Below are 23,013 nucleotides of genomic sequence, written 5' to 3' on the forward strand. Positions count from 1 at the left end.
GAGTGTCCATGACCTTTTTTCGTCAAATCAGAGCGGCAGGGCTGACGGCCCTGCTCCTCGCAGCTGCCCTGCCAACTCGCGCCGATATCGATCTTGGCGCCATGGATCTGCTCACCAGCGACAGCCCTACCAGCCCGGTGCCACAAGGCTTTGTCGCCGGAGCGGCGCTTATCGGGGGACAAGCCCGCTATGAAGCGCAGGACAACGCCCTCTACGCCATCCCCGGCTTTATCTATTTTGGCGACCAGTTCATGTTTCTGGGGGATCGGGCCCGCTACTACTTCCACAAGGATGATAACGTGGCCCTCTACGGCTATGGTCGGGTCCGTTTTGGCAATCTGGATCCCGAGGACTCGCCCGCTTTCAGTGGTATGGAGCAGCGAAAATGGCAGCTGGAAGGCGGGATCGGTGGCAACATCATCATCCCCTATGCCCTGCTGACCGTGCGGGCCAACAGCGATGTCACCGGCCGCAGCAAGGGGCAGGAGCTGCTGCTGTGGGCCGACTTCCCCATCCTGCGCGACAACCTGCTGATCATGCCGGGGATGGGGCTGATGCTGCGCAGCGACAAGATGGCCAACTACTACTTCGGCGGCATCTCCGAGAGCGAGGCCACCGCCCAGCGGCCAGCCTGGGATACGGGGTCAACCCTCTCCCCCATGGCGGCGCTCATCACCAGCTACCGCTTCAGCCCCAACTGGATTGGCATGTTTGCCATGAACTACGAATTGTATGATCGGGACATCAAAAACAGCCCCATCGTCCAGCACGATGGCGAACTTTATGCGGGTTTTGCGCTGGGCTATATCTGGTAACAGTTATGAGTCTTGAACAGTGAGACACGACCAAACAAAAGGGAGCCCTCGGCTCCCTTTTTCACGGCCATCATCAGGCTGGTAGTACAGCCTGCTCAAGCTGCCAGTTCAGGCTTACAGCGCCGCCAGAAACTCGGTCAGTTGCTGATTGACGAAGGCCGGATTTTCCCGCGACGAGATGTGGCCAGCTGCCGGGATCTCCTTGAACGGGCAACCCAGCACCTCGGCCATCAGATAGCCCTCCAGCACCGGACGGGCCTTGTCCTCGCAGCCTGTCATCACAAGCGCGGGAGTGGTGATCTCCTCCAGCCACTCGATACGATCTTCGCGGGTCACAAAGCTGCGGCCCACCGCTACCATGGCGGCAATCTTATCCTTTGGCCAGGCGGCAAGGCGCGCCTTGAAACCGCTCATCAGCGCATCATCAGGCTGATTGGCAAAAAAGAGCGGCGCTACCTGTTCGACGATGGGCGCCGGGATGGTGCCAAGCTGCTCGATCATCGCCAGCATGCCGAGGTAGCGCTCGCAGGTGATCTGCGGTTCCAGGCCGACAAAACTGTCCATCAGCACCAGCCCCTTGAGGCGGTTTGGCACCATGCGCGCCAGCTCCACACCCCACATGCCGCCGATGGAGAGGCCCACCAGCACGAACTCGTCAACCCCGAGGGCATCGAGCAGCGCCAGGTGATCCCGCGCCAGAGTCGCCAGGGTGCAGCCACCTTCGGGGAGCAGGTCGGAATCGCCGTGGCCCCACAGCTCGGGAACGATGCAGCGATAGCTGCCCTTGAGCGCCTCGATTTGCGGCGCCCACATGGCGCTATCCCACAGGTAGCTGTGACCAAACAGCAGTACCGGCCCTTGCCCTTCATCCAGATAGGCCATCCGGCGGCCCGCTATCTCCATAAAATGCTTCATGTTATCTCCTGTTGCCAGCGATGGGCGGGCAGTGTATCACGTCCCCCTTGGCAGGTGACGCCTCCCTGGTGCAAGCTGACAGTGACTCAAAGAAGTCACCCATGAAAGGATGCCAAAAGGAGAAGCCCATGGCGAAGGAGAAGAGCAAGAAGCGGCCGCGTCTGGACAAGAAGTGCTACGAGCACCACCTTGCCCATCTGCAGGAGGAGCTGGTCAAGCTGCAGGAGTGGGTCAAGCAGGAGGGACTGAAGGTGGTGGTGCTGTTCGAGGGACGGGACGCCGCCGGTAAAGGGGGCGTCATCAAGGCGATCACCGAGCCGCTAAACCCCCGGGTCTGCCGGGTCACGGCGCTGCCCGCCCCCTCCGATCGGGAGCGCTCCCAGTGGTACTTTCAGCGTTATGTGGCCCACCTGCCCGCCGCTGGCGAGATGGTGCTGTTTGACCGATCCTGGTACAACCGGGCCGGAGTCGAGCGGGTGATGGGATTTTGCAGCGACGCCGAGTATCGCGAGTTTCTGCGCGCCTGCCCCGAGTTTGAGCGGATGCTGATCCGCTCCGGCATCACCCTGATCAAATACTGGTTCTCGGTCAGTGACGAGGAGCAGGAGAAGCGCTTTAAAGAGCGGATCAACACCCCCATCAAGCGCTGGAAGTTCAGCCCGATGGATTTGCAATCCCGCTCGCGCTGGGTGGAGTACTCCCGCGCCAAGGATGACATGTTCACCTACACCGACACCGAGGATTGCCCCTGGTTCGTGGTAGAGGCGGACGACAAACGCCGTGCCCGCCTCAACTGCATCGCCCATCTGCTGAGCAAGGTGCCCTACGAGGCGATCCACTACGAGCCTATCAAGCTCCCCCCCATCAAGACCGAAGGGTATGAGCGCCCGCCGCTGGCCAGCCAGACCTTTGTGCCCGATATTACCGCCGAACTCGAGGCTTGAACCGGGTTACCTTGCCTATCTGCATGTTCAAATCGCAGGCAATAAAAAGCCGGTCTGACGACCGGCAAAAAGGCATTGATTATTAAGAAAGGAAAACCGGCACAACAAAAAATCAGGTACGGATATATTTGGCGGTACGGGGGAACGCCTGCTCCTTGGCATCGAACAGGTAGCAGGCTTCGGCCGGGATACCCACGCTGTAGGTCTGACCGGTCGCCACATCCACATCCGAGGTGGCCTTGACGGTAAAATCGTGACCATCCACATCCATATAAACGAATGACTCGGCACCCAGGTGCTCGGCCACCTGCACGATCCCGCTCACCTTGCTGTGCGCATGGGGGTGATCCAGCGGCATCAGGTGCTCGGGGCGAATACCCAGCTCCACCTTGTCACCCACAGCGCCACTGCGGGCATCGACCCGGGCACGCACGGTATCGCCAGAGGTCAACTTGACAAGGCACTCCTGCTCGCCAATCTCCAGCAACTCGCCCGCCAGGAAGTTCATCTTGGGAGAGCCGATAAAGCCCGCCACGAACTTGTTGTCCGGGTTGTGGTAGAGATCCAGCGGTGAACCGAACTGTTCCAGGTTGGTGGCAGCTTCCGCCTTGAGCGGGCTCAGCACCACAATCTTGTCGGCCAGGGTCATCGCTTCCACCTGATCGTGGGTCACGTAGATGATGGTGGAGTTAAGCTCTTTGTGCAGCTTGGCGATCTCGATCCGCATCTTGACCCGCAGCGCGGCATCCAGGTTGGAGAGCGGCTCGTCAAACAGGAACACCTGCGGCTGCTGCACGATGGAGCGACCGATGGCGACCCGCTGACGCTGACCACCGGAGAGCGCCTTGGGCTTTCTGTCCAGCAGCGGCTCAAGACCCAGGATCTCGGCGGCGCGCATCACCCGCTTGTGGATGTTCTCCTTGTCCATTTTCTTGAGCTTCAGACCAAAGGCCATGTTCTCGTAGATGTTCATGTGCGGATAAAGGGCGTAGGACTGGAACACCATGCCGACGTTGCGCTCTACCGGCGGCACGTCGTTCATGTAGCGACCGCCGATGGTCAGCTCACCGCTGGTGATGTCTTCCAGACCCGCGATCATCCGCAGCAGGGTGGATTTGCCACAGCCGGACGGGCCGACGAAGACGATGAATTCGCCCTCCTTGATGGAGAGGTTGATGTTGCGCAGGGTGTCCTTGTGAACAGCCGGATCGTAATTTTTGCGAACGTTGTTGAGTACTACTTCAGCCATGACGAGCTCCGCTCTTGAATCTTTGCAAATCGTGATAGCGGGGGGAGTCAGCTCCCCCGGCCATAAACTTAACCTTTCACACCACCGGCGGTCAGACCGCCAACCAACCAGCGCTGTGCCAACAGGAAGACCACTGTGATGGGGAAACCGGAGAGCACTGCAGCCGCCGCGAAATCACCCCACAGATAGTTCTGCGGATAGAGGTACTGCTGGGCCCCGACCGCCAGGGTCAGATTGTTCACATCCTGCAGCAGGATGGAGGCCATGGGCACCTCGGTAATGGAGCCGATAAAGGCCAGAATAAACACTACCGCCAGGATGGGCACCGACAGGGGCAACAGGATCAGACGGAATGCCTGCCACGGGGTCGCACCGTCGATGGCCGCCGCCTCCTCCAGGGAGGAGTCGATGGTCTCGAAGTAGCCCTTGATGGTCCAGACGTGGAGGGCGATACCGCCCATGTACGCCAGGATCAGGCCACCGTGGGTGTTGAGACCGAGCCAGGGGATGTAGTCACCAATCTTGTTAAAGAGCGCGTAGATGGCTACCAGTGCCAGCACTGCCGGGAACATCTGGAAAATCAGCATACCCTGCAGGATGGTGGACTTGCCACGAAAACGCAGGCGGGCAAAGGCGTAAGCACAGGTGGTGGAGAGCGTCACGATCATCAGGGCAGTGATGCCGGCGATCTTGATGGAGTTCCACAACCAGGTCAGCACCGGGAACGGCGGCGGCGTGATGCTGCCGTCGGCGTTGGTGATGGACATGCCCAGCGCCAGCTTCCAGTGATCCAGCGTCGGATTGGAGGGGATGATCTCCCCTACCGCGAAGTTACCGTTACGGAACGAGATGGCGATAACCATGATCAACGGGAAGATGATCAGCGCCAGGAAGCCCCACATGACCAGGTGGGTTGCCCACACCCGGTATTTGACTGATTTGGGTTGTACGATTGCCATGTTGAAGCCTCCTTACAGCTGCTTGTCGGCTTTGGACAATTTCAGGTTGAGCAGCGCCAGCGCACCTACGATGAGGAAGATAGCTGTGGCGATGGCACTGGCCAGACCGTAGTCCTGACCACCCGATCCCTGGAACGCAATCCGGTAGGTATAACTCACCAGCAAGTCGGTGGTACCGGCCGGGGTGCTGGCGCCGATGATGTCGGGCGCACCGTTGGTCAACAACTGGATAAGCACGAAGTTGTTGAAGTTGAAAGCGAACGATGCAATCAACAGGGGTGTCAGCGGCTTCATCAGCAGCGGCACGGTGATCTTGAAGAAGTTCTGTACCGGACCGGCACCATCCATGGCGGACGCTTCATAGAGATCTTCCGGAATGGCTTTGAGCAGGCCCATGCAGAGGATCATCATGTAGGGGTAGCCGAGCCAGGTGTTGACAATCAGGATCATCACCTTGGCCAGGAAGGGGTTGGTATACCAGTCCGGTTTGATGCCAAACGCCGCTTCCAGGAACATGTTGATCTCACCGAAGTTCTGGTTGAACAACCCCTTGAACACCAGGATGGAGATAAACGCCGGGATCGCATAGGGCAGGATCAACATGACCCGATAGAAACCGCGCCCCTTGAGCTCTTCCCACTGCACCAGACAGGCCAGCACCATGCCGATAGCCAAGGTGAAAGCGACGGAGCAGGTTGAGAAGATCACGGTCCAGATGAAGATCTGCAAGAAGGGTGACTGGATGCCCGGATCGGTGACGATGCGCGCGAAGTTCTTCCAACCGACGCTCACCACAAAGCCCGGAGCAATACCCTTGCCGACAAACTGACCCTGTTCGTCGATGTACTGATAGAAGCCGGTCTCGCCATTGGGCAGCATCAGCTCGCCATTCTGGGTATCACGCAGCAGGTTGCTGTCTTTGATCACCACGCCGGACTTGAGCACGGCACCATCCATCAGACGGGTGTAGTGCTGCTTCTGGGCGGCAAACTTGCGCAGACTGCTCAGGGTCAGGTGGGTACCGCCATCCGGCAGTACCAGATCAAGGTCACTCAGGTGAGTACGATGCTCAACAATGGCGCGGATCGGTGCGGCCTTGCTGGCCGCTTCGCCAGTGAAGGGCTGCAGCTCGACCACTTGCTGGGTGTTCTGCACACGGCCCTCGCGGGACGCCAGCTCACGGGCCTTGTTGGTCATCAGGGAAACAGGTTGGCTGATAAAGGATTGATCATCCTGTGTCAGCAGCAGCTGGAACTGGCCGTTGTCGCCACCCAGCAGGGTAAAATCGAATTCACCGCCCGCCACCTTGTAGGTTTTCTTCAGGTGGTAGTCCCGCGCCTGCTCCACGGAGAGCAAGTTGGACCCCGAATAGTTGGTGAAGGCAATGCCAATGGTGTAGGCAAGAGGGAAGATGATAAACACAACCATGCCCGCAACACCCGGAAAGATGTAGCGATGGGCATAGGTCTTCTTGTTCATGAAGACATACAGACCGACGGAAACCACCACCAGATCCAGCAGCGCGAATACCCACTCGCCACTGGCGTACATCATCACGGCTGCGTAGCCGTTGAGGATGGCAACCAGGGCCGCTATGGTCCACTTAAGCCAGGTGTGCTTATCCTTCGGACCGGCATAGGACTCAACAGAAGGTACTACTTCCATGCCAATTAACCTTTATAACGCCAAGAGAGATTTGAGAGAGTGGGAGGCCATGACGGCCTCCCGGGTAGTGCGTGCTTACTGAACGATACGCTTGGCAGCGGTATCCAGAGCTTCGTCAACACCCTGACGACCGGAGGTCACGTTCTTGAGGGCAGTTTCGAAGGAAGACCAGAAACGGCTCATCTCGGGAACGGATGGCATCGGCTCGCCAGCCTGGGCGTTCAACATGGTGGCCTTGATGTGCGGATCGGATTCCAGGGTCTTCTGGAAGGATTTCAGCGCAACGGCACCCAGCGGCTTGTCGGCGTTAACCGGCGCCAGACCGGCATCGGTCAGCAGGTAGTTTTCCAGGAACTCGATAGCCAGATCCTTGTTCGGGCTGGCGGCGTTGATGGTGGCACCCAGTACGCCAACGAAGGCTTTGGCCGGCTTGCCGTTCAGGGTCGGCAGCGGCGCTACGCCGTACTTGATGCCGCTCTTGTCCAGGTTGCTCCAGGCCCAGGGACCGTTGATCATCATGGCCACTTCGCCCTTGTTGAACTTGGCGTCCATCACACCGTAGTCGATGCCTTTTTCCAGGTGACCGGACTTGATCATCTCGGAGATGTAGCCCACGCCCATCTTGGCACCTGCGTTGTTCACGCCGGTATCTTTGACGTCATAACCGGTAGCGGTCTTCTTGAAGGCGTAACCACCGTTGGCAGCCACCAGCGGATAGCTGAAGTACGGGGTGTCATAAGCCCACATGATGGCGCGCTTGCCGTTTTTCTTCAGAGTCTCGTCAATCTTGGCGATCTCTTCGAAGGTTTTCGGCGGCTCGGGCAGCAGGTCCTTGTTATAAATCAGGCTGACTGCTTCCATGGCAACCGGGTAGCCATAGGTTTTGCCATCAACAGTCATGGCATCCCATGCCAGCTGTTCAAATTTGCCTTTGGTGGCAGCGTTCGGCGTTACCGGAACCAGCAAACCGGCTTTGACCCACTCACCGTAACGGTCGTGAGCCCAGAAGAAGATGTCCGGGCCGTTGCCAGTGGCGGCGGCTTGCTGGAATTTCACTTCAACCTGATCCGGGTGAGCCACAGTAACCTTGATGCCGGTTTCTGCTTCAAACTTCTTACCCACTTCAGCCAGACCGTTGTATCCCTTGTCACCGTTGATCCAGATGGTCAGCTGGCCTTCATCGATGGCAGCAGTAGCAGAGCAAGCGACGCCAAGAGTGGCCAGACCGATCAGGGATGACAGCAATTTCTTTTTCATGAGCCTTTCCTTGTATTAGTTCCGCGCTGTAAGAGCATTGTGTGCGAGATGAATATTATCCCAAGCGGCAAACGGCTCACATGACGCAACTCGCATTTTTGAAATGCAATTACGTATTTCCTTCCAGAAAGTTTTGAAAACATTTTCTTATTTCAGGGAATTACGGCCATTTATCGGCTTAATTCCAGACAACCACAGAATAATAATTACCAAAATGAAATAAAATTTCATGAGTGAAAGGGTTTTCACCTCAATGAAAACCCTTTCAGATGGTTTATTTTGTTTGATTTGTTAACAAAGTACCGCGCCAGTTTCGAGGTCTGCCCGGGCGCAATAAAAAAAGAGACCCCGCCGGGGCGGAGTCTCTTTTTGCGAGAAATGACGAGTTGATCACACTCGGGAGCATGACTACGACTGGCGCAGCAGCTGATCCTTAAGATTGGGCGGCACACCCTTGATGGTCAGGGTGTCGGTCTGAGGGTCGTAAAAGATCCGGCTGTTCAGCAGCTTCTGCTCAAAGCTCAGAGTCAGACCGCCGCCGGAGCCAACAAACTTGGTCAAACCACGCAGGGTAGAGCGATCCGCAGGGAAACGCTCTTCCAGCTCATACTCCTGACCGATAAAGCTGTAAAAATCGAGGTCACCGTCGCTAGGCAATTCTGCAGACAACTCCTTGATTTCGATCTCTTCACCGGCACTCGCCTGTTCGGTGCAATATTTGAAGACCTGCTTTTTATAGTCATTGCGCTCGGTCGGCTCGAGCTGACGACTGTCGCAATAATCTTCGACCGCCTGCAGCAAGCCTTTATTTTGTACCTTGGCATCCATGCCCTCGCGGGCACCCAGCAGATCCATAAAGAAGTCGCCCAGTTTGCGACCAATGCGCCCCTTGCTGAAGGTGATATAGCGGCGCGAATCAGGTTGGGTTTTCCATTCGGTCAAATCAATGCGGGCCACCAGATTGAGTTTGCCGATATCCAGATACTGGATATGGCGTAATTCCAGCGCTTCGCTGACGGTGACGCTCTCCTTGCCCTCCAGCAGAGCAATCAGCAGATAATCGACCCCGACGTAGTTATATTTGGCAAACAGCAGCACCCCCTGCTCATCGAGGGCGTGCTCCACCAGCTGCTTGACCAGCATCTGGGTCACGGTGACCGAGAAGGGAACGAATTCGGTCTGCTCGTCGAGCAGTTGTTCGAGGGCGATACGAAACGCGGGTGAAGGCTGCTTGGGAGCCTCTTCACCGTCGGCCAGCTCGGCGACGGCGGCCTCGGGGTCGGCAAAGAAGCCAAAGCCCTTGCCGCCCTTGCCGTTGTAGATCCGATGCAGTTCCGCCATCAGTCCCTGTACCGCCTCATCAGGGGGCAGGGTCTGGCTGCGGGTATCGGCGTGGGGTTGACCATCGCCGCCCTGGCGCAAGGAGTGAAGAATGATCTTGTCGATATCGAGACTCATGTCACAAAGCCATAGTGTTAGCCGAAAGGGTGAAGTATTATAAGGCGCTTTGAACCGAGATGAACTGAAGATTATGCCTATCGTATCAAAGTACAATAACGAGCAATTTGACGCCCTGATGAACGACCTGATCACCGCGCTGGAAAAGCATAAAGCGCCGGTGGATCTCAGCCTTATGGTGCTTGGCAATCTGACCACCAATATCATCAACGGTATGGCACCGGCCCAGCGCCAGGCCATCACTGAAAAGTTTGTCCAGGCCCTGACCGCATCGGTCGATAATCGCCACGACGCACACTGAGTCCCCGACTCTGTTGATTTGACGTTTCTCAACGCAGATGGATCACTATGGTCGAAACCGGTAACCCCTATCGTGATAATGTCTCTCGCCTGATCACCTGGGGGCATTGGTTCTCCTTCTTCAACATTATTCTGGCCATGCTCATCGCCACCCGTTATCTGGGTGCCATCAGCTGGCCATCGACCACGCTTGGCGTGATCTATCTCGTTGTAAGCTGGATTGGCCACTTCTCGTTTTTGAGTTTTGTCACCTACCTGTTGACGATCTTCCCGCTCAGCTTCGTGCTGCCCAAGGAGAAGTCGTTGCGGTTCATCTCGGCCATCGTCGCTACCCTGGCGCTGGTGCTGCTGCTGATCGACACCCAGGTATTCCGGCTGTTCAAGTTCCACCTCAACAGTCAGGTATGGCAGTTGCTGCTGGATCAGGCGCAGACCGAAGAGGGCTCAATCTGGAGCATCATCTTCGTTGCCGTGCCCACCATCTTCCTGCTGCAACTGCTGCTGTCGGCCTATGTCTGGCGCAAGATCAACAAGCGCAAGCGCCGCCAGTACGGCAATCAGGTGGGGCTGGCCCTGCTGATCTGCTTTATTCTGACCCACGTGGTCAACAGCTGGGCGGATGCGACCCTCTATCAGCCCATCACCATGCAGAGAGCCAACTTCCCCCTCTCCTACCCCATGACGGCCCGCTCCTTCCTGGCCAAACATGGCTGGCTGGATCTGGATCAGTACGAGAAGCAGGCGGCCTCCCAGGGGGATAACAGCGACAGCCGGATGCACTATCCGCTGCGCCCGCTCAACGTCAACGCCCCCCTGACTCACAACAATCTGCTGATTGTGGTGGTCGATTCGCTGCGCTTTGACATGCTCAACAACATCAACATGCCCAATCTGCAGCGCTATGCGGATCAGCATCTGACGTTCCGCAATCACCTGAGTGGCGGCAACGACGACCTGATGGGCATGTTCAGCCTCTTCTACGGGTTGCCCGGTCACTACTACAAGGACATCAGCAGCGACAAGCGTCCGCCGGTGCTGTTCGACGAGATGCTGCGCCAGGATTACCAGTTCGGGCTGTTCGGCGCGATGGAAGATGCCCAGAAGTATCGCAAGAGCATCCTCGCCGGTCTGCGCAAACAGGTGTTTGTCTCAGAGCAGAGTGACGATGGCAAGCTGCTGACCGACTGGCAACAGTGGCTGGAGAAGCGCTCTCCCGAGCGTCCCTGGTTCTCGCTGGTCTATCTCTCGAGCCCCGGCGACTACCAGTTGCCCGCCACCATGAAGGGGCCGTTCCAACCGGAGCTCGCCAACTTCAATCCGGCGACCGCCTATCGGGCGGAGAACCTGCAAAAACTGGAGAACCGCTACAAGAACTCGGTCTTCTATACCGACCAGTTGCTTGAGCAGATGCTGACCAAATTGCAGTCGCAGGGGATGGACAGCAACACCATCGTCGTGATCACCTCCAACCATGGTCAGGAGTTCAACGACACCCGCAGCAACAGCTGGGGCGCAGGCAGCAACTACTCACCCTATCAGGTGCAGGTACCGCTGGTACTGGCCTGGCCGGGGCGCGGCAGTGATGTTCGGGAACAACCAAGCAGCCATTTCGATCTGGCGCCGACCCTGATGCAGGGGATGCTGGGCGTGCGCAATCCGGCGCGTGATTACAGCGTTGGCCGCTCGCTGTTTGATACCAGCCCGCGCAACTGGCTGCTGGCCGGGGATCAGAACGACTTCGCCATCTATGAAGGGGACACCATCACCCACTTCAACAAGCAGGGTGACTTCGAACTGCTGGAGCGCAACAGCTATCGCCCGATCAAACACGGCACCCCGGATATGGGCGCCATGATCCAGGTGATGAACGAGCTGAACCGCTTCTATCGCAACCAGTGAAGCGCCCGTTGATGGCTTGATACCATAAAAAACGCCCCGAACTCGGGGCGTTTTTCGTTGTATAGCCGGGCCACGTTCAAGACTGTTAGCCACCCCACCCTTGCGGGTACTTGTAGCCGACGAAACGCTTGGCTGCATAGGCTTTGAAAGCCGCCGAGTTGTAGGCCGCCGCCACATCTTTGGCAAAAGGCTGATCCGCATCTGCGCTTTTCACCACCACCCAGTTGATAAAATCGTAGCTGCGCTCCAGAAACAGTCCTTCAGTGAACGGGATTCCACTGGAGGCGGCAAAATTACCGTTGATCACCGAAAAGTCCACATCCTCACGCGAGCGGGGCAACTGCGCGGCTTCCAGCAGTACCAGCTTGAGATTGTGCGGATTGTTCACCACATCAAACTCGCTCGCCTTGAGCGGGTTTATCCCCTCCTTGAGAGTGAGCCAACCAAGATCCTGCAGCATCAACAGCGCCCGCGCCTGATTGGTGGGATCGTTGGGGATGGCCACCGTGCTCCCCTCTTGCACCTTGTCGAGTGCTGCCAGCTTGCCGGAGTAGAGTCCCATCGGGCCAGTTGGCACCTGGGTAATGGGCGCCAGCGACAAGCCGCGATCTTTGGCAAAACTCTCCAGATAAGGTTTGTGCTGGAAGCAGTTCACATCCAATGATCCGTCAGCCAGAGCAATATTGGGGGTCACATAGTCGGTGAACTCCACCAGCTTGACCTTGTACCCCTTGGCCTCCAGCTGCGGCTTGATGGAGTCGGTCACCATGTCGGCAAAATCCCCCACCGTGGTACCAATCACAATCTCCTGTTTGGTCGGCAAGGGCTCATCGGCGGCAACCGCGGAAAAAGAGAGGCTCCCGACCGCCATCGCGGCAATAAAGGTGCTGGCGCCAGTAGTGGCGCGCAAGGAAGCAGTCAAAGGAGAAGATAAAAAGGAACGAAACGGCATAGGGACTCCCTGTCAGGTACGCATCAAGCTATGGGACTGCGGCGGGGTGGCTCTCAGAGATTAGGCCCCTCAAATCGCAGCAATCTAGCCATCCAAACGGCTATTTTAATTACCATAACAGAGCCATCCACCGCCGCCAAGCAATAAACCGCTGGTTCCACCTCATCACCCTTGCTGTCACCCCCGAATGCATAGCTGCACTCACGTTGGCACACACAACCATGCCGCTCACGTTGAAGAGCGCACAAGCTCCCCTCGGGATTGCCCCGAATCGAGATGGCTGCGGCGAAGGAGAGTCGCGAGAGGAGTGAATTACAGATAAAAAGATCAGTAGTGGGCTGTGAGAACCATTCTCAATAGAACACATAACCAGTGTCATTGGAATACCTACCACAAACTGAATCGGATTTCTTTGAACCTCATTGCGTTTTTTGAAAATGGCTCTTTTTGAACCCCTGTCACCCGTGTATAGATTTCCGTCGCACTCAGGATGAGTGCGATCCAAGATGGAGTTAAAAAAATAATGAAGCAAACATCGTTAGCACTGGCGATCACAGCACTGCTGTCGACCCTGCCCAGTGCGCTCGTTCAGGCAAATGAAGGTTGTGCGCCGCTCACCGGCAAGGAGAGCGGCATGGATATCGGACGCAGCAGCACCGAGCGCTGCCTGCCAGGTGCCAATCCCCTGCTGGATCAGCAGTGGTATCTGCTCAACAGCGGTCAGGATGGATTCAGCGCCCGTGGTGGCATAGCGGGCAATGATCTCAACCTCTGGTGGGCTCATCGCACCGGTGTGCTGGGCCAGGGAGTCAATGTGGCCGTGGTGGATGATGGCTTGGCTATCGCCCACCCGGATCTGGCGGAGAACGTGCGCCCAGGTTCGAAAAACGTGGTGACCGGCAGCGATGACCCGACACCGACCGATCCGGATTCGGCCCACGGCACCTCGGTCTCCGGCATCATTGCAGCGGTGGACAACGCCATCGGGACCAAGGGGATTGCCCCGCGAGCCCAGCTGCAGGGGTTCAACCTGCTGGATGACAACAGCCAGCAGTTGCAGAAAGATTGGCTCTACGCCCTTGGCGACAGCGATGCCAGCCGCGACAACCGGGTGTTCAACCAGAGCTACGGCATGAGTGTGGTGGATCCCCGCTCAGCCAACTCTCTGGATCAATCCCAGCTTGATCGTCTGTTTGAACAGCAGACCCTCAAGGCGCAGGGCGCGGCCTATATCAAGGCCGCCGGCAACGGCTTCAACAAGATAGCGGCGGGCGGCTATGTGCTTAACCGCACCGGCAATGGTCCTAAATTGCCGTTTGAAAACAGCAACCTCGATCCCTCCAACAGCAACTTCTGGAACCTGGTGGTGAGCGCGCTCAACGCCGATGGCGTCAGATCCTCCTACTCCAGCGTCGGCAGCAACATCTTCCTGAGCGCAACCGGCGGCGAGTACGGTACCGACGCTCCGGCGATGGTGACCACGGATCTGCCCGGCTGCGACATGGGTTACAACCGCACCGACGATCCCAGCACCAACCGGCTGCACGGCAACCCGCAACTGGATGCCAGCTGCGACTACAACGGCGTGATGAACGGCACCTCCTCCGCCACCCCCAGCACCTCCGGCGCCATGGCGCTGCTGATGTCCGCCTACCCGGATCTGTCGGTACGTGACCTGCGGGATCTGCTGGCGCGCAGCGCAACCCGGGTCGATGCCAAACATCAGCCCGTGATGGTCAGCTACACCAGCAGCACCGGCAAGGTGCGTGATGTGAAAGGGCTGGAAGGGTGGAGCGCAATGCCGCCGGCATGTGGTTCAGCCCGACTTACGGTTTTGGTCTGATCGACGTCAACAAGGCCCTTGAGCTGGCAGCCAATCACCACCCCCTCCCCCCGCTGGTGCAACTGCCGTGGCAGAAGATCAATGTCACCGGCAGTGCCGCCGCCATTGCGGATGTGGGCAACAGCCCGACCAGCTCGACAACCCGCATTGCCACACCGTTGACGGTAGAAGCGGTTCAGGTGATGGTGAGCCTGGATCACCAGCGTCTACCCGATCTGCTGATCGAACTGGTCTCCCCCGCTGGCACCCGCAGCATCCTTCTGAGCCCCTTCAACAGCCTGGTCGGCCAATCTCTCGACCAGCAGCAACTGGGCTTTGTGCGAACCAAGGGATTGCGCGACATGCGGATGCTATCCAACAAGTTCTACGGCGAATCGGCGCAAGGCACATGGCGACTGGAAGTAACCGACGTTGCCAACGGTACCCGTCAGGTCTCTCTGCTCAATCGCGAGACCCGTGAGCGTACCACCCTGACCGAGCGCAACAATCGCCAACCGGGCAAGCTGATCTCATGGTCCCTGCGGGTCCTGGGTCACGATGCCAACCGCAGCTAACACGCTAGGAGTATTACCATGAACAAACCTGTTACCTTGCTTCTGGCAACCCTGCTGGCCCCCCTCTCGGGACAGCTCTGCGCCCAGGAGTCCGTCACCATGGATGGCAAACAATACAGCACCATAGAGGTGAACGGCCAGACTTACCTCATTCCCGACAACGGCAGCAAGAAGCGGGTCGCCCGCAGCCTTGACAGCAAGGTCCCGCAACAGACCCTGCGCCGCGGTGACGTGTTGATGCAAGGGGCCGCCAGCCCCGAGCTGACTGTAAGCGGCACCCTGCTGGTGGAAGCTGACGATGCCAGCGCCAAGGCGCTGGCGACTCGCCACGGCATGAACTTCAAGCAGAGCAGCGGCGGCATTGCCCTGCTGGAGGCCAAACCGGGCAGCGATCTCAACGCCATCGCCACCAAGCTCAAGAGCGAAGGGGTGAATGTGCAGATCGAGCTGTCGGGGGCCGAACAGCAGCCGAAATAGGTCGCGACAGACAAATAACAAAGGGGGCCATCATGGCCCCCTTTCTGCTGCTCATTTTGACAGTGACTTACTTGGCACCATGCTGCTCCGCCAGATAGAGCCAGGTATCGACCACGGTATCGGGGTTGAGAGACACCGAATCGATCCCCTGCTCCACCAGCCAGGCGGCAAAGTCCGGATGATCAGATGGGCCCTGACCGCAGATCCCCACATACTTGCCCGCCTTGCGCGCGGCCTGAATCGCCATCGACAGCAGCGCCTTGACCGCATCGTTGCGCTCGTCGAACAGGTGGGCAATCAGCCCCGAGTCCCGATCCAGCCCAAGGGTGAGCTGGGTCATGTCATTGGAGCCGATGGAGAAGCCGTCCACGTGCTCGAGGAACTTGTCTGCCAAGAGGGCATTGCTCGGGATCTCGCACATCATGATCACCTTGAGCCCCCGCTCGCCGCGGCGCAGACCGTTCTCGGCCAGGATCTCGATCACCTGCTCCGCCTCGCCCACGGTGCGCACGAAGGGGATCATCACCTCGACGTTGGTCAACCCCATCACATCGCGCACCCGCTTGATCGCCTCGCACTCGAGGGCAAAGCAGGGGCGGAAGCTGTCGGCGATGTAGCGGGATGCGCCACGAAAACCGATCATCGGGTTCTCCTCGTGGGGCTCGTAGCCACGACCGCCCACCAGATTGGCGTACTCGTTGGACTTGAAGTCCGACATCCGCACGATCACCCGCTCCGGCCAGAACGCAGCGCCCAGAGTGGCGATCCCCTCGGTCAACTTGGCCACGTAGAACTCACGCGGGCTGTCGTAACCGGCGATCATCTTGCCGATGGTGGCCTTGAGCTCTGGGGTTTGCTGGTCAAACTCCAGCAAGGCCTTGGGGTGCACGCCGATCATCCGGTTGATGATGAATTCAAGGCGCGCCAGCCCTACGCCGGCATTGGGCAACTGGGCAAAGTCGAAAGCGCGGTCCGGGTTGCCGACGTTCATCATGATCTTGATGGGCAGGCGCGGCATATTGCCCACCTCGGTCACCGCCACGTCGAAGTCCAGCTCGCCGTCATAGATAAAACCGGTATCCCCTTCCGCGCAGGAGACGGTGATCCGCTGGCCCGGCTGAATATGATCGGTAGCGTTGCCACAGCCGACCACCGCCGGAATGCCCAGCTCGCGGGCGATAATGGCGGCGTGACAGGTGCGGCCACCCCGGTTGGTGACGATGGCGGAGGCCCGCTTCATGATGGGCTCCCAGTCCGGGTCGGTCATGTCGGTGACCAGCACATCGCCGGGTTGTACTTCGTCCATCTGGCTGATGGATGAGATGACCCGCGCCGGGCCCGCGCCAATCTTGTGACCGATAGCCCGCCCCTCGATCAGCACCTTGCCCGCTTGCTTGAGGGCAAAACGCTCGAGGGTGTTAGCCTCCTGGCGGCTGCGCACGGTTTCCGGGCGGGCCTGCACGATATAGAGTTGGCCATCCTGACCATCCTTGGCCCACTCGATATCCATCGGGCGGCCATAGTGCTGCTCAATGATGAGGGCCTGTTTCGCCAGCGCCATCACCTCCTCATCGGTGATGCAGAAGCGGCTACGCTCGGCCTCGTTGGTGTCGACAATCTTCACCTGACGGCCGTGACCGGCATCGTCCGAATAGGTCATCTTGATAAGCTTGGAGCCGAGGGTCTTGCGCACCACCGCCGGGCGACCCCCCTTGAGAGTCGGCTTGTGCACATAGAACTCATCCGGGTTGACCGCCCCCTGCACCACCATCTCGCCCAGACCATGGGCCCCGGTGATAAAGACCACGTCGTTGAAGCCGGACTCGGTATCCAGAGTAAACATGACGCCGGAGGCGGCGAGATCGGAACGCACCATCCGCTGCACCCCGGCCGAGAGGGCAACGCCCTTGTGGTCGTAGCCCTGATGCACCCGATAGGAGATGGCGCGATCGTTGAACAGGGAAGCAAACACATGCTTGACCGCCGTCATGACGGCATCGATGCCACGTACGTTGAGGAAGGTCTCCTGCTGACCGGCAAAGGAGGCGTCTGGCATATCCTCGGCGGTGGCGGAGGAGCGCACCGCAAACGAGGCCTCGACACCGGCACTCAACTTTTCATAGGCAACCCGGATAGCCTGCTCCAGCTCGGGCTGGAACGGGGCGTCGATCACCCAGTCGCGGATCTGCTGACCGGCCCGGTTGAGGGCGGCGATATCGTCCACGTCGAGATTGTCGAGCAGATGGTGGATCTTGCCGTTGAGGCCGCTTGACTCCAGAAACTCGTTAAACGCAAAGGCGGTGGTAGCAAAGCCCCCCGGCACGGATACGCCGGCGCCAGAGAGGTTGCTGATCATCTCGCCAAGGGATGCGTTCTTGCCGCCAACTCGTTCTACGTCCTGCATTCCGAGTTGTTCGTACCAGAGCACGTACTGTTGCACTTGGATGTCTCCAGGTTGGTGGGCACCGATGCCATAGCACCTCGTGCGCCCGATTTAATCGATGAGGTTATGGGTAAGTCAGGTGCGTTATTGTCTGTTTCTTTTGTTGCCAACGACCATGAAAACGTTTTCTATTTATTTTCAAAAAAATCCCCGAGCAAGCGTTGGGGATGGTCGAATGACCGGAACATTCTACAATGGCGACACAAAAAGATAACGATTCAGGTTTGCAAGCCACTTCACAACTTGGGCACAGCAGACCGGTTGACAAAACTGGTATGGTTTCGGGAGATACTTCTCACCCCTTACCCCATGCGACCCCACCCGCGGTATCACAGGAGCCCTACGTGCACACCGTATTTTATGTTTCAGACGGCACCGCCATCACCGCCGAAGTGTTCGGTCACGCGGTACTGAGCCAGTTTCCGCTGGCCTTCGAGCAGATCACTATCCCCTTTGTGGAGACACTGGAGAAGGCGCGTCAGGTGCGGATGCGGATCGACGAACAGTTTCGCCAGACCGGGGTGCGCCCCATCCTGTTTCACACCATCGTCGACTCGCTGGTACGGGAAGAGGTACTGAAATCGGAAGCGTGCGGCCACGACTTTCTCAACACCTTCGTCAGCCCACTGGAGCAGGAGCTGGGGGTAAAAGCCGAGCCCCGCCTCCACCGCACCCACGGTATGGAGAATCGCAAGCTCTATGACGATCGCATCGAGGCGGTCAACTTTGCGCTGGCCAACGACGATGGCATCACCACCAAAGAGTACGATGAGGCGGACATCATCCTGATCGGGGTCTCCCGCTGCGGCAAGACCCCCACCAGCCTCTATCTGGCGCTGCAGTTTGGCATTCGCGCCGCCAACTACCCCTTTATCGAGCAGGACATGGGGATGCTGGAGCTGCCCGCCCCCCTCAAGGCCAACCGTCACAAGCTGTTTGGCCTCACCATAGCACCGCAGCGGCTGCACGAGATCCGTAACCAGCGCCGTGCCAACAGCCGCTACTCCTCCATCGAACAGTGCGAGCAGGAGCTGGCCTGCGTGGAGAGGCTGTTTCGCCAGGAGGCGATACGCTTCCTCGATACCAGCTCCCACTCGGTGGAGGAGATCAGCGCCAAGGTCCTCGAGGCGACCGGTCTGCGCCGCCAGCTCTGTTAAGCCAGCTTGACAGCTATCGGCATCAACAAAAGATAAAAATTACAGTGTCGCGGCGAAAGTCAGCTGTGGCGAACTGCAATTCACATAGATGACAGTGAAAAGCGTGGATAAAAAAGGGATAAGCACCACAAATGCTTATCCCTCTTCTTGTCGACCTTGGCGTTGTGCCCTTGTCACCTGCTGCCAGTTAGCCGCTATTCGATTCCGTTCTGCTGCGCTCGGCAAACAGCCAGCGTTAACTAACGATTGAGCTCAGGGTTGTTCATCAACCGGGCATAGAAGGCCAGAAAACCGTGGCGCAGGCGAACCCGCTCCGCCAGCCAGCCGCCAACGAGCGCCCCCGTTACCCCACCCACCAGCAACAGCGACTGCCAGTAGTGCAGCAACTCCTGATCACCGAGTAACAGCCAACCCAGCAGCATGGTGGCGACCACCAGCAACAGCAGCGGACTGGCGGCAATCCCTAACCAGAGCGCCACCAGCACACTCCGGGCAACCCCTTGTTGCAGCACGCTTTCGCGTTCCCTGTGCTCCAACTCCCTGCACTCTTCCCTGTACTCTCGCTTGTTTGGCATCATTTGCATCCATTTGTGGCTTGGCACCACAAAAACTCACCAACAAGACAAAATGTCAACAAAACAGAATTCGATTGCACAAACATCAACCAAAAACTACCAAGAAGCCTCTTCAAATCATGAAAAAGCTGCCTTTGGTACAAAATACGGCCATTAGAGATGGAAAATAGGTGCATTCATGGCGGATTATCACTATTCTGCTTCGGTTGCCAGCCAACACTAAAAATTGAAAACGGCATGGCGTAACGAAATAAATACAGATTTCGTCAGGTTTTGGCTACGCAATGCGGCCTGCTCAGGATGAGCCCAACACCGACCAGAGACAACAGAGACGTAAGGACAGACCCATGGATTTGAAACAAGACGGTGAGGAGCTGAAGCGCGGCCTTAAAAACCGCCACATTCAGTTGATTGCTTTGGGCGGCGCCATCGGCACCGGCCTCTTTCTGGGCATTGCCCAAACCATCAAGATGGCAGGCCCCTCAGTCCTGCTGGGTTATGCCATCGGCGGCTTTATCGCCTTCCTGATCATGCGCCAGCTCGGTGAAATGGTGGTGGAAGAGCCGGTAGCCGGCTCCTTCAGCCACTTTGCCTACAAATACTGGGGTGAGTTTGCCGGTTTTGCGTCCGGCTGGAACTACTGGGTGCTCTACGTGCTGGTGAGCATGGCCGAGCTGACCGCGGTGGGCATCTACGTCCAGTACTGGTGGCCCGAGATCCCGACCTGGATGTCGGCAGCCTTCTTCTTCGTGCTGATCAACGCCATCAACCTCTCCAACGTCAAAGCGTTTGGCGAGATGGAGTTCTGGTTCGCCATCATCAAGGTGGTTGCCATCATCGGCATGATTGGCTTTGGCGGCTATCTGCTCCTCTCCGGTGCCGGCGGCCCCGAGGCAAGCGTCACCAACCTGTGGGCTCAAGGCGGTTTCTTCCCCAACGGCATCAGCGGTCTGGTGATGGCGATGGCGGTGATCATGTTCTCCTTCGGCGGTCTGGAGCTGGTGGGCATTACCGCCGCGGAAGCGGACAACCCAGAGAAGAGCATTCCCAAGGCCACCAATCAGGTGATCTACCGCATCCTCATCTTCTACATCGGCGCTCTGGCTATCCTGATGTCCCTCTACCCCTGGGGTAAAGTGGTGGAAGGCGGCAGCCCGTTCGTGATGATCTTCCATGCACTGGACAGCAATCTGGTCGCCACCGTACTCAACATCGTGGTGCTGACGGCGGCACTGTCGGTCTACAACAGCTGCGTCTACTGCAACAGCCGGATGCTGTTCGGTCTGGCCAAACAGGGCAACGGCCCGAAAGCCCTGCTCAAAACCAACAAGAGCGGCGTGCCGCTGGTTGCTCTCTCGGTCTCGGCCATCGCCACCCTGCTCTGCGTGCTGATCAACTACCTGATGCCGGGCAAGGCGTTCGGCCTGCTGATGGCGCTGGTGGTCTCCGCACTGGTGATCAACTGGGCGATGATCAGCCTCGCGCACCTCAAGTTCCGCAAGGCCAAGGTCGCAGAAGGCGTCCAGCCCAAGTTCAAGGCGTTCTGGTACCCCTTCGGCAACTATCTCTGCCTCGCGTTCATGGCTGGCATCCTGGTGATCATGTATATGACCCCGGATTTCCGTATCTCGGTCGAACTGATCCCAGCCTGGCTGGTGGTACTAGGCATTGGCTTTGTCATCAAGCGCAAAGGACAAGCCCAAAGCAAGGTCGCAGCCAATCTGGGTTAATGCCCGAATCTAGCGACATCAATGCAAAACGCCGATCACATGATCGGCGTTTTTTTATTGCGCGCAGCGCAACTGACCGCACTACTAGCAGCCATAGCCCTCAGGAAGGCAGCTCTTGCCTTTGATCTTGCCGATGCTCCGGGCTGTTGACGCAACACTCATCGCGGAAAAAAGCGATGATCTCCTCCAACACCGCGTATTGAGAGACGCAAAGCAGGGTGCGACTCTCCCGGTTTTGCTTCACCAGCCCCACCGAGACCAGCGCCGCGATATGGTGGCTGAGGGTGGAAGCGGGGATCGCCAGCTGCTTTTGCAGCTCCCCCACCGGCAGCCCCTGCTCTCCCGCCTTGACCAGATGCTTGAAGATAAACAGCCGGGTCGGATGACCCAGCTCTTTCAATGCCTTGGCGACCTCTTCCAGTTGCATCTCTGCTCCCTCCACGAATGTGATATTTCGATAATACCAGAAATATCTTGACCGGCCATTCATTTCGATTATTTTGGAAATATAGAAACTAAGTGAGGATACGACAATGAATGAGTGGTTAACCATGCTGACCGATGCAGCCCAGATGTTCCTGTTTCTGGCTGTCGAGCTGTCGGCGCTGTTTCTGGTCATTAGCGCCGGGGTCAGCCTGATCCGTCAGAAGATCCCCGACGAGAAGATCCAGCGGATGCTGGGGGCGAGACATGGCAAGGGCTATCTGCTCTCGGCCCTGCTCGGCGCCGTCACCCCCTTTTGCAGCTGCTCCACCATCCCCATGCTGAGAGGGCTGCTCTCGGCCAAGGCTGGCTTTGGCCCCACCCTCACCTTCCTGTTTATTTCGCCACTGCTGAACCCCATCATCGTCGGCTTGATGTGGGCCACCTTCGGCTGGAAAGTGACCCTGCTCTACGCCGTGATCGCCGCCAGCGTCTCCGTCATGGCGAGCATGCTGCTCGACAGGCTCGGGTTCGAGCGCCATGTCATCGACCCCAAAGAGGCCACCCCCTCTTGCGGTAGCGACTGTGGCCCGGCGACCCGCGCCACCACTCAAGCACATTCCAGTGACAACCAACGCAGTGCCATTCGCGCAATCAAACCCCTCAACGGGGCAGCGTGCTGCCCGGCTCCGCAACCAGAGATGGCAGAGCAGGCCACCCTCCCCTGCTGCGGCGATGGCACGGCTGCCCTGACTAGAGCGCCACAGCTCCCCACCGCCTGGGTCAAAGCTCGCATCGATGCCTGGCTGCAGTTCAAAGCGGTATTGCCCTTCCTGCTGCTGGGGGTGCTCATCGGCTCGTTTATTTACGGTTTTATTCCGGCCGAGTGGATCGCCGCCCATGCCGGCGCCGACAACCCGCTGGCCATCCCCTTCAGCGCCATCGTCGGGATCCCGCTCTACATCCGCGCCGAGGCCGTGATCCCGCTGGCGTCGGTACTGCTGGGCAAAGGGATGGGGATGGGCGCCGTCATGGCGCTGATCATCGGCAGTGCCGGAGCCAGCCTGACCGAGGTGATCCTGCTCAAATCGATGTTCAGAACACCGATGATTGCGGCCTTTCTTACCGTGATCCTCGGCATGGCGATCCTGATGGGCTACCTGACACAACTGTTGTTTTAAGGTACCCATCTTTAAACAGACAGAGTTTTAAGCCAGCCGAGTGTGAAACCATCCGGCACCTCATAGACAAAACGCCGATCAACTGATCGGCGTTCCTTTGAGCTGCTCCTCATCTCAGTGGTCGACCTCACAATTTAGGGCTACACTAACCGCCTGCAACTCGAAGTGAAGCTGACAAATCTACCGGAATAAATCTGTGTGGATCAAATGTGGATAC

The 23,013-nt window shown here is 58.1% G+C and carries 18 protein-coding genes and 1 pseudogene; 9 read left to right on the forward strand and 10 right to left on the reverse strand.

Translation table 11 applies throughout. The features are described from left to right. The first annotated feature begins 8 nt into the window (after positions 1 to 8). Complete coding sequence (locus ACTG2O_RS17550) at positions 9 to 815, forward strand: MipA/OmpV family protein (RefSeq protein WP_439976406.1); 807 nt, start codon at positions 9 to 11, stop codon at positions 813 to 815. Between the two features lie 114 nt (positions 816 to 929). Here the strand turns inward: ACTG2O_RS17550 and ACTG2O_RS17555 are convergent, their stop codons facing one another. After that, the gene (locus ACTG2O_RS17555; RefSeq protein ID WP_106842993.1) at positions 930 to 1,730 is read right to left on the reverse strand and encodes an alpha/beta fold hydrolase; all 801 of its coding nucleotides are present in this window, start codon (positions 1,728 to 1,730) and stop codon (positions 930 to 932) included. 128 nt (positions 1,731 to 1,858) lie between these two features. On the opposite strand from ACTG2O_RS17555, the gene ppk2 reads away from it, so the two are divergent. Continuing rightward, the gene (gene ppk2 / locus ACTG2O_RS17560) at positions 1,859 to 2,674 is read left to right on the forward strand and encodes a polyphosphate kinase 2 (protein WP_005361444.1); all 816 of its coding nucleotides are present in this window, start codon (positions 1,859 to 1,861) and stop codon (positions 2,672 to 2,674) included. Positions 2,675 to 2,786: 112 nt separating this feature from the next. Here the strand turns inward: ppk2 and ACTG2O_RS17565 are convergent, their stop codons facing one another. The 5 genes from ACTG2O_RS17565 to yejK form a co-directional block, all read right to left on the reverse strand. Beyond that, positions 2,787 to 3,923, reverse strand: coding sequence for an ABC transporter ATP-binding protein (locus tag ACTG2O_RS17565; protein WP_005333867.1), 1,137 nt, complete (start codon positions 3,921 to 3,923; stop codon positions 2,787 to 2,789). Positions 3,924 to 3,991: 68 nt separating this feature from the next. Next, positions 3,992 to 4,882, reverse strand: coding sequence for a maltose ABC transporter permease MalG (malG, locus tag ACTG2O_RS17570; protein WP_005333868.1), 891 nt, complete (start codon positions 4,880 to 4,882; stop codon positions 3,992 to 3,994). A 12-nt stretch (positions 4,883 to 4,894) separates the two neighbouring features. Beyond that, positions 4,895 to 6,547, reverse strand: coding sequence for a maltose ABC transporter permease MalF (malF, locus tag ACTG2O_RS17575; RefSeq protein WP_005333870.1), 1,653 nt, complete (start codon positions 6,545 to 6,547; stop codon positions 4,895 to 4,897). 75 nt (positions 6,548 to 6,622) lie between these two features. Continuing rightward, entirely contained in the window at positions 6,623 to 7,804 is a 1,182-nt protein-coding gene (gene malE, locus ACTG2O_RS17580) for a maltose/maltodextrin ABC transporter substrate-binding protein MalE (RefSeq protein ID WP_005333871.1), read from the reverse strand. 408 nt (positions 7,805 to 8,212) lie between these two features. After that, on the reverse strand, positions 8,213 to 9,262 hold the full coding sequence (gene yejK / locus ACTG2O_RS17585) for a nucleoid-associated protein YejK (RefSeq protein ID WP_270817066.1): 1,050 nt from the start codon (positions 9,260 to 9,262) through the stop codon (positions 8,213 to 8,215). A gap of 73 nt (positions 9,263 to 9,335) precedes the next feature. Between yejK and ACTG2O_RS17590 the strand changes: the two genes are divergently transcribed. Beyond that, entirely contained in the window at positions 9,336 to 9,563 is a 228-nt protein-coding gene (locus ACTG2O_RS17590; protein WP_005333874.1) for a YejL family protein, read from the forward strand. Positions 9,564 to 9,610: 47 nt separating this feature from the next. Further along, positions 9,611 to 11,461, forward strand: coding sequence for a DUF3413 domain-containing protein (locus tag ACTG2O_RS17595; protein ID WP_019445373.1), 1,851 nt, complete (start codon positions 9,611 to 9,613; stop codon positions 11,459 to 11,461). Positions 11,462 to 11,546: 85 nt separating this feature from the next. Here the strand turns inward: ACTG2O_RS17595 and ACTG2O_RS17600 are convergent, their stop codons facing one another. Continuing rightward, on the reverse strand, positions 11,547 to 12,332 hold the full coding sequence (locus ACTG2O_RS17600; protein WP_335831327.1) for a MetQ/NlpA family ABC transporter substrate-binding protein: 786 nt from the start codon (positions 12,330 to 12,332) through the stop codon (positions 11,547 to 11,549). A 604-nt stretch (positions 12,333 to 12,936) separates the two neighbouring features. On the opposite strand from ACTG2O_RS17600, the pseudogene asp reads away from it, so the two are divergent. Then, positions 12,937 to 14,810: pseudogene (gene asp, locus ACTG2O_RS17605) on the forward strand (serine protease Asp). 18 nt (positions 14,811 to 14,828) lie between these two features. Then, positions 14,829 to 15,287 carry a serine protease chaperone gene (locus tag ACTG2O_RS17610; protein ID WP_019445376.1) on the forward strand — a complete coding sequence of 153 codons (459 nt, stop codon included), beginning with the start codon at positions 14,829 to 14,831 and terminating at the stop codon, positions 15,285 to 15,287. A 67-nt stretch (positions 15,288 to 15,354) separates the two neighbouring features. On the opposite strand, the gene ppsA is transcribed toward ACTG2O_RS17610, so the two are convergent. Then, entirely contained in the window at positions 15,355 to 17,727 is a 2,373-nt protein-coding gene (gene ppsA / locus ACTG2O_RS17615; RefSeq protein ID WP_421314073.1) for a phosphoenolpyruvate synthase, read from the reverse strand. A gap of 347 nt (positions 17,728 to 18,074) precedes the next feature. Here ppsA and ppsR point away from each other — a divergent pair, with 347 nt between their 5' ends. Next, positions 18,075 to 18,887 (forward strand): posphoenolpyruvate synthetase regulatory kinase/phosphorylase PpsR, encoded by an 813-nt coding sequence (ppsR, locus tag ACTG2O_RS17620; RefSeq protein ID WP_257123246.1) that lies wholly within the window; start codon positions 18,075 to 18,077, stop codon positions 18,885 to 18,887. A gap of 239 nt (positions 18,888 to 19,126) precedes the next feature. On the opposite strand, the gene ACTG2O_RS17625 is transcribed toward ppsR, so the two are convergent. Further along, positions 19,127 to 19,423 carry a hypothetical protein gene (locus ACTG2O_RS17625; protein ID WP_439976407.1) on the reverse strand — a complete coding sequence of 99 codons (297 nt, stop codon included), beginning with the start codon at positions 19,421 to 19,423 and terminating at the stop codon, positions 19,127 to 19,129. Positions 19,424 to 19,809: 386 nt separating this feature from the next. Between ACTG2O_RS17625 and ACTG2O_RS17630 the strand changes: the two genes are divergently transcribed. Beyond that, entirely contained in the window at positions 19,810 to 21,192 is a 1,383-nt protein-coding gene (locus tag ACTG2O_RS17630) for an amino acid permease (RefSeq protein ID WP_005352966.1), read from the forward strand. 100 nt (positions 21,193 to 21,292) lie between these two features. On the opposite strand, the gene ACTG2O_RS17635 is transcribed toward ACTG2O_RS17630, so the two are convergent. After that, positions 21,293 to 21,619: an ArsR/SmtB family transcription factor gene (locus ACTG2O_RS17635; RefSeq protein WP_005344826.1), complete on the reverse strand. Its 327-nt coding sequence runs from the start codon at positions 21,617 to 21,619 to the stop codon at positions 21,293 to 21,295. Positions 21,620 to 21,725: 106 nt separating this feature from the next. Here ACTG2O_RS17635 and ACTG2O_RS17640 point away from each other — a divergent pair, with 106 nt between their 5' ends. After that, positions 21,726 to 22,796, forward strand: a complete 1,071-nt coding sequence (locus tag ACTG2O_RS17640) for a permease (protein WP_439976408.1) — start codon at positions 21,726 to 21,728, stop codon at positions 22,794 to 22,796. The last annotated feature ends 217 nt before the right edge of the window (positions 22,797 to 23,013 follow it).

The organism is Aeromonas sp. 61P, assembly GCF_051919545.1.
Lineage (GTDB): Bacteria > Pseudomonadota > Gammaproteobacteria > Enterobacterales > Aeromonadaceae > Aeromonas > Aeromonas veronii.

What these genes read in the sequence shown, in the direction of transcription:
- ACTG2O_RS17555 (WP_106842993.1), bottom strand. Translation starts at nt 1,730, where the DNA reads ATGAAGCATTTTATGGAGATAGCGGGCCGCCGGATGGCCTATCTGGAT.
- ACTG2O_RS17610 (WP_019445376.1), top strand. Translation starts at nt 14,829, where the DNA reads ATGAACAAACCTGTTACCTTGCTTCTGGCAACCCTGCTGGCCCCCCTC.
- malF (WP_005333870.1), bottom strand. Translation starts at nt 6,547, where the DNA reads ATGGAAGTAGTACCTTCTGTTGAGTCCTATGCCGGTCCGAAGGATAAG.
- malG (WP_005333868.1), bottom strand. Translation starts at nt 4,882, where the DNA reads ATGGCAATCGTACAACCCAAATCAGTCAAATACCGGGTGTGGGCAACC.
- ACTG2O_RS17630 (WP_005352966.1), top strand. Translation starts at nt 19,810, where the DNA reads ATGGATTTGAAACAAGACGGTGAGGAGCTGAAGCGCGGCCTTAAAAAC.
- ACTG2O_RS17590 (WP_005333874.1), top strand. Translation starts at nt 9,336, where the DNA reads ATGCCTATCGTATCAAAGTACAATAACGAGCAATTTGACGCCCTGATG.
- ACTG2O_RS17635 (WP_005344826.1), bottom strand. Translation starts at nt 21,619, where the DNA reads ATGCAACTGGAAGAGGTCGCCAAGGCATTGAAAGAGCTGGGTCATCCG.
- ACTG2O_RS17565 (WP_005333867.1), bottom strand. Translation starts at nt 3,923, where the DNA reads ATGGCTGAAGTAGTACTCAACAACGTTCGCAAAAATTACGATCCGGCT.
- yejK (WP_270817066.1), bottom strand. Translation starts at nt 9,262, where the DNA reads ATGAGTCTCGATATCGACAAGATCATTCTTCACTCCTTGCGCCAGGGC.
- ACTG2O_RS17595 (WP_019445373.1), top strand. Translation starts at nt 9,611, where the DNA reads ATGGTCGAAACCGGTAACCCCTATCGTGATAATGTCTCTCGCCTGATC.
- ACTG2O_RS17550 (WP_439976406.1), top strand. Translation starts at nt 9, where the DNA reads ATGACCTTTTTTCGTCAAATCAGAGCGGCAGGGCTGACGGCCCTGCTC.
- ACTG2O_RS17600 (WP_335831327.1), bottom strand. Translation starts at nt 12,332, where the DNA reads ATGGCGGTCGGGAGCCTCTCTTTTTCCGCGGTTGCCGCCGATGAGCCC.
- malE (WP_005333871.1), bottom strand. Translation starts at nt 7,804, where the DNA reads ATGAAAAAGAAATTGCTGTCATCCCTGATCGGTCTGGCCACTCTTGGC.
- ACTG2O_RS17640 (WP_439976408.1), top strand. Translation starts at nt 21,726, where the DNA reads ATGAATGAGTGGTTAACCATGCTGACCGATGCAGCCCAGATGTTCCTG.
- ppk2 (WP_005361444.1), top strand. Translation starts at nt 1,859, where the DNA reads ATGGCGAAGGAGAAGAGCAAGAAGCGGCCGCGTCTGGACAAGAAGTGC.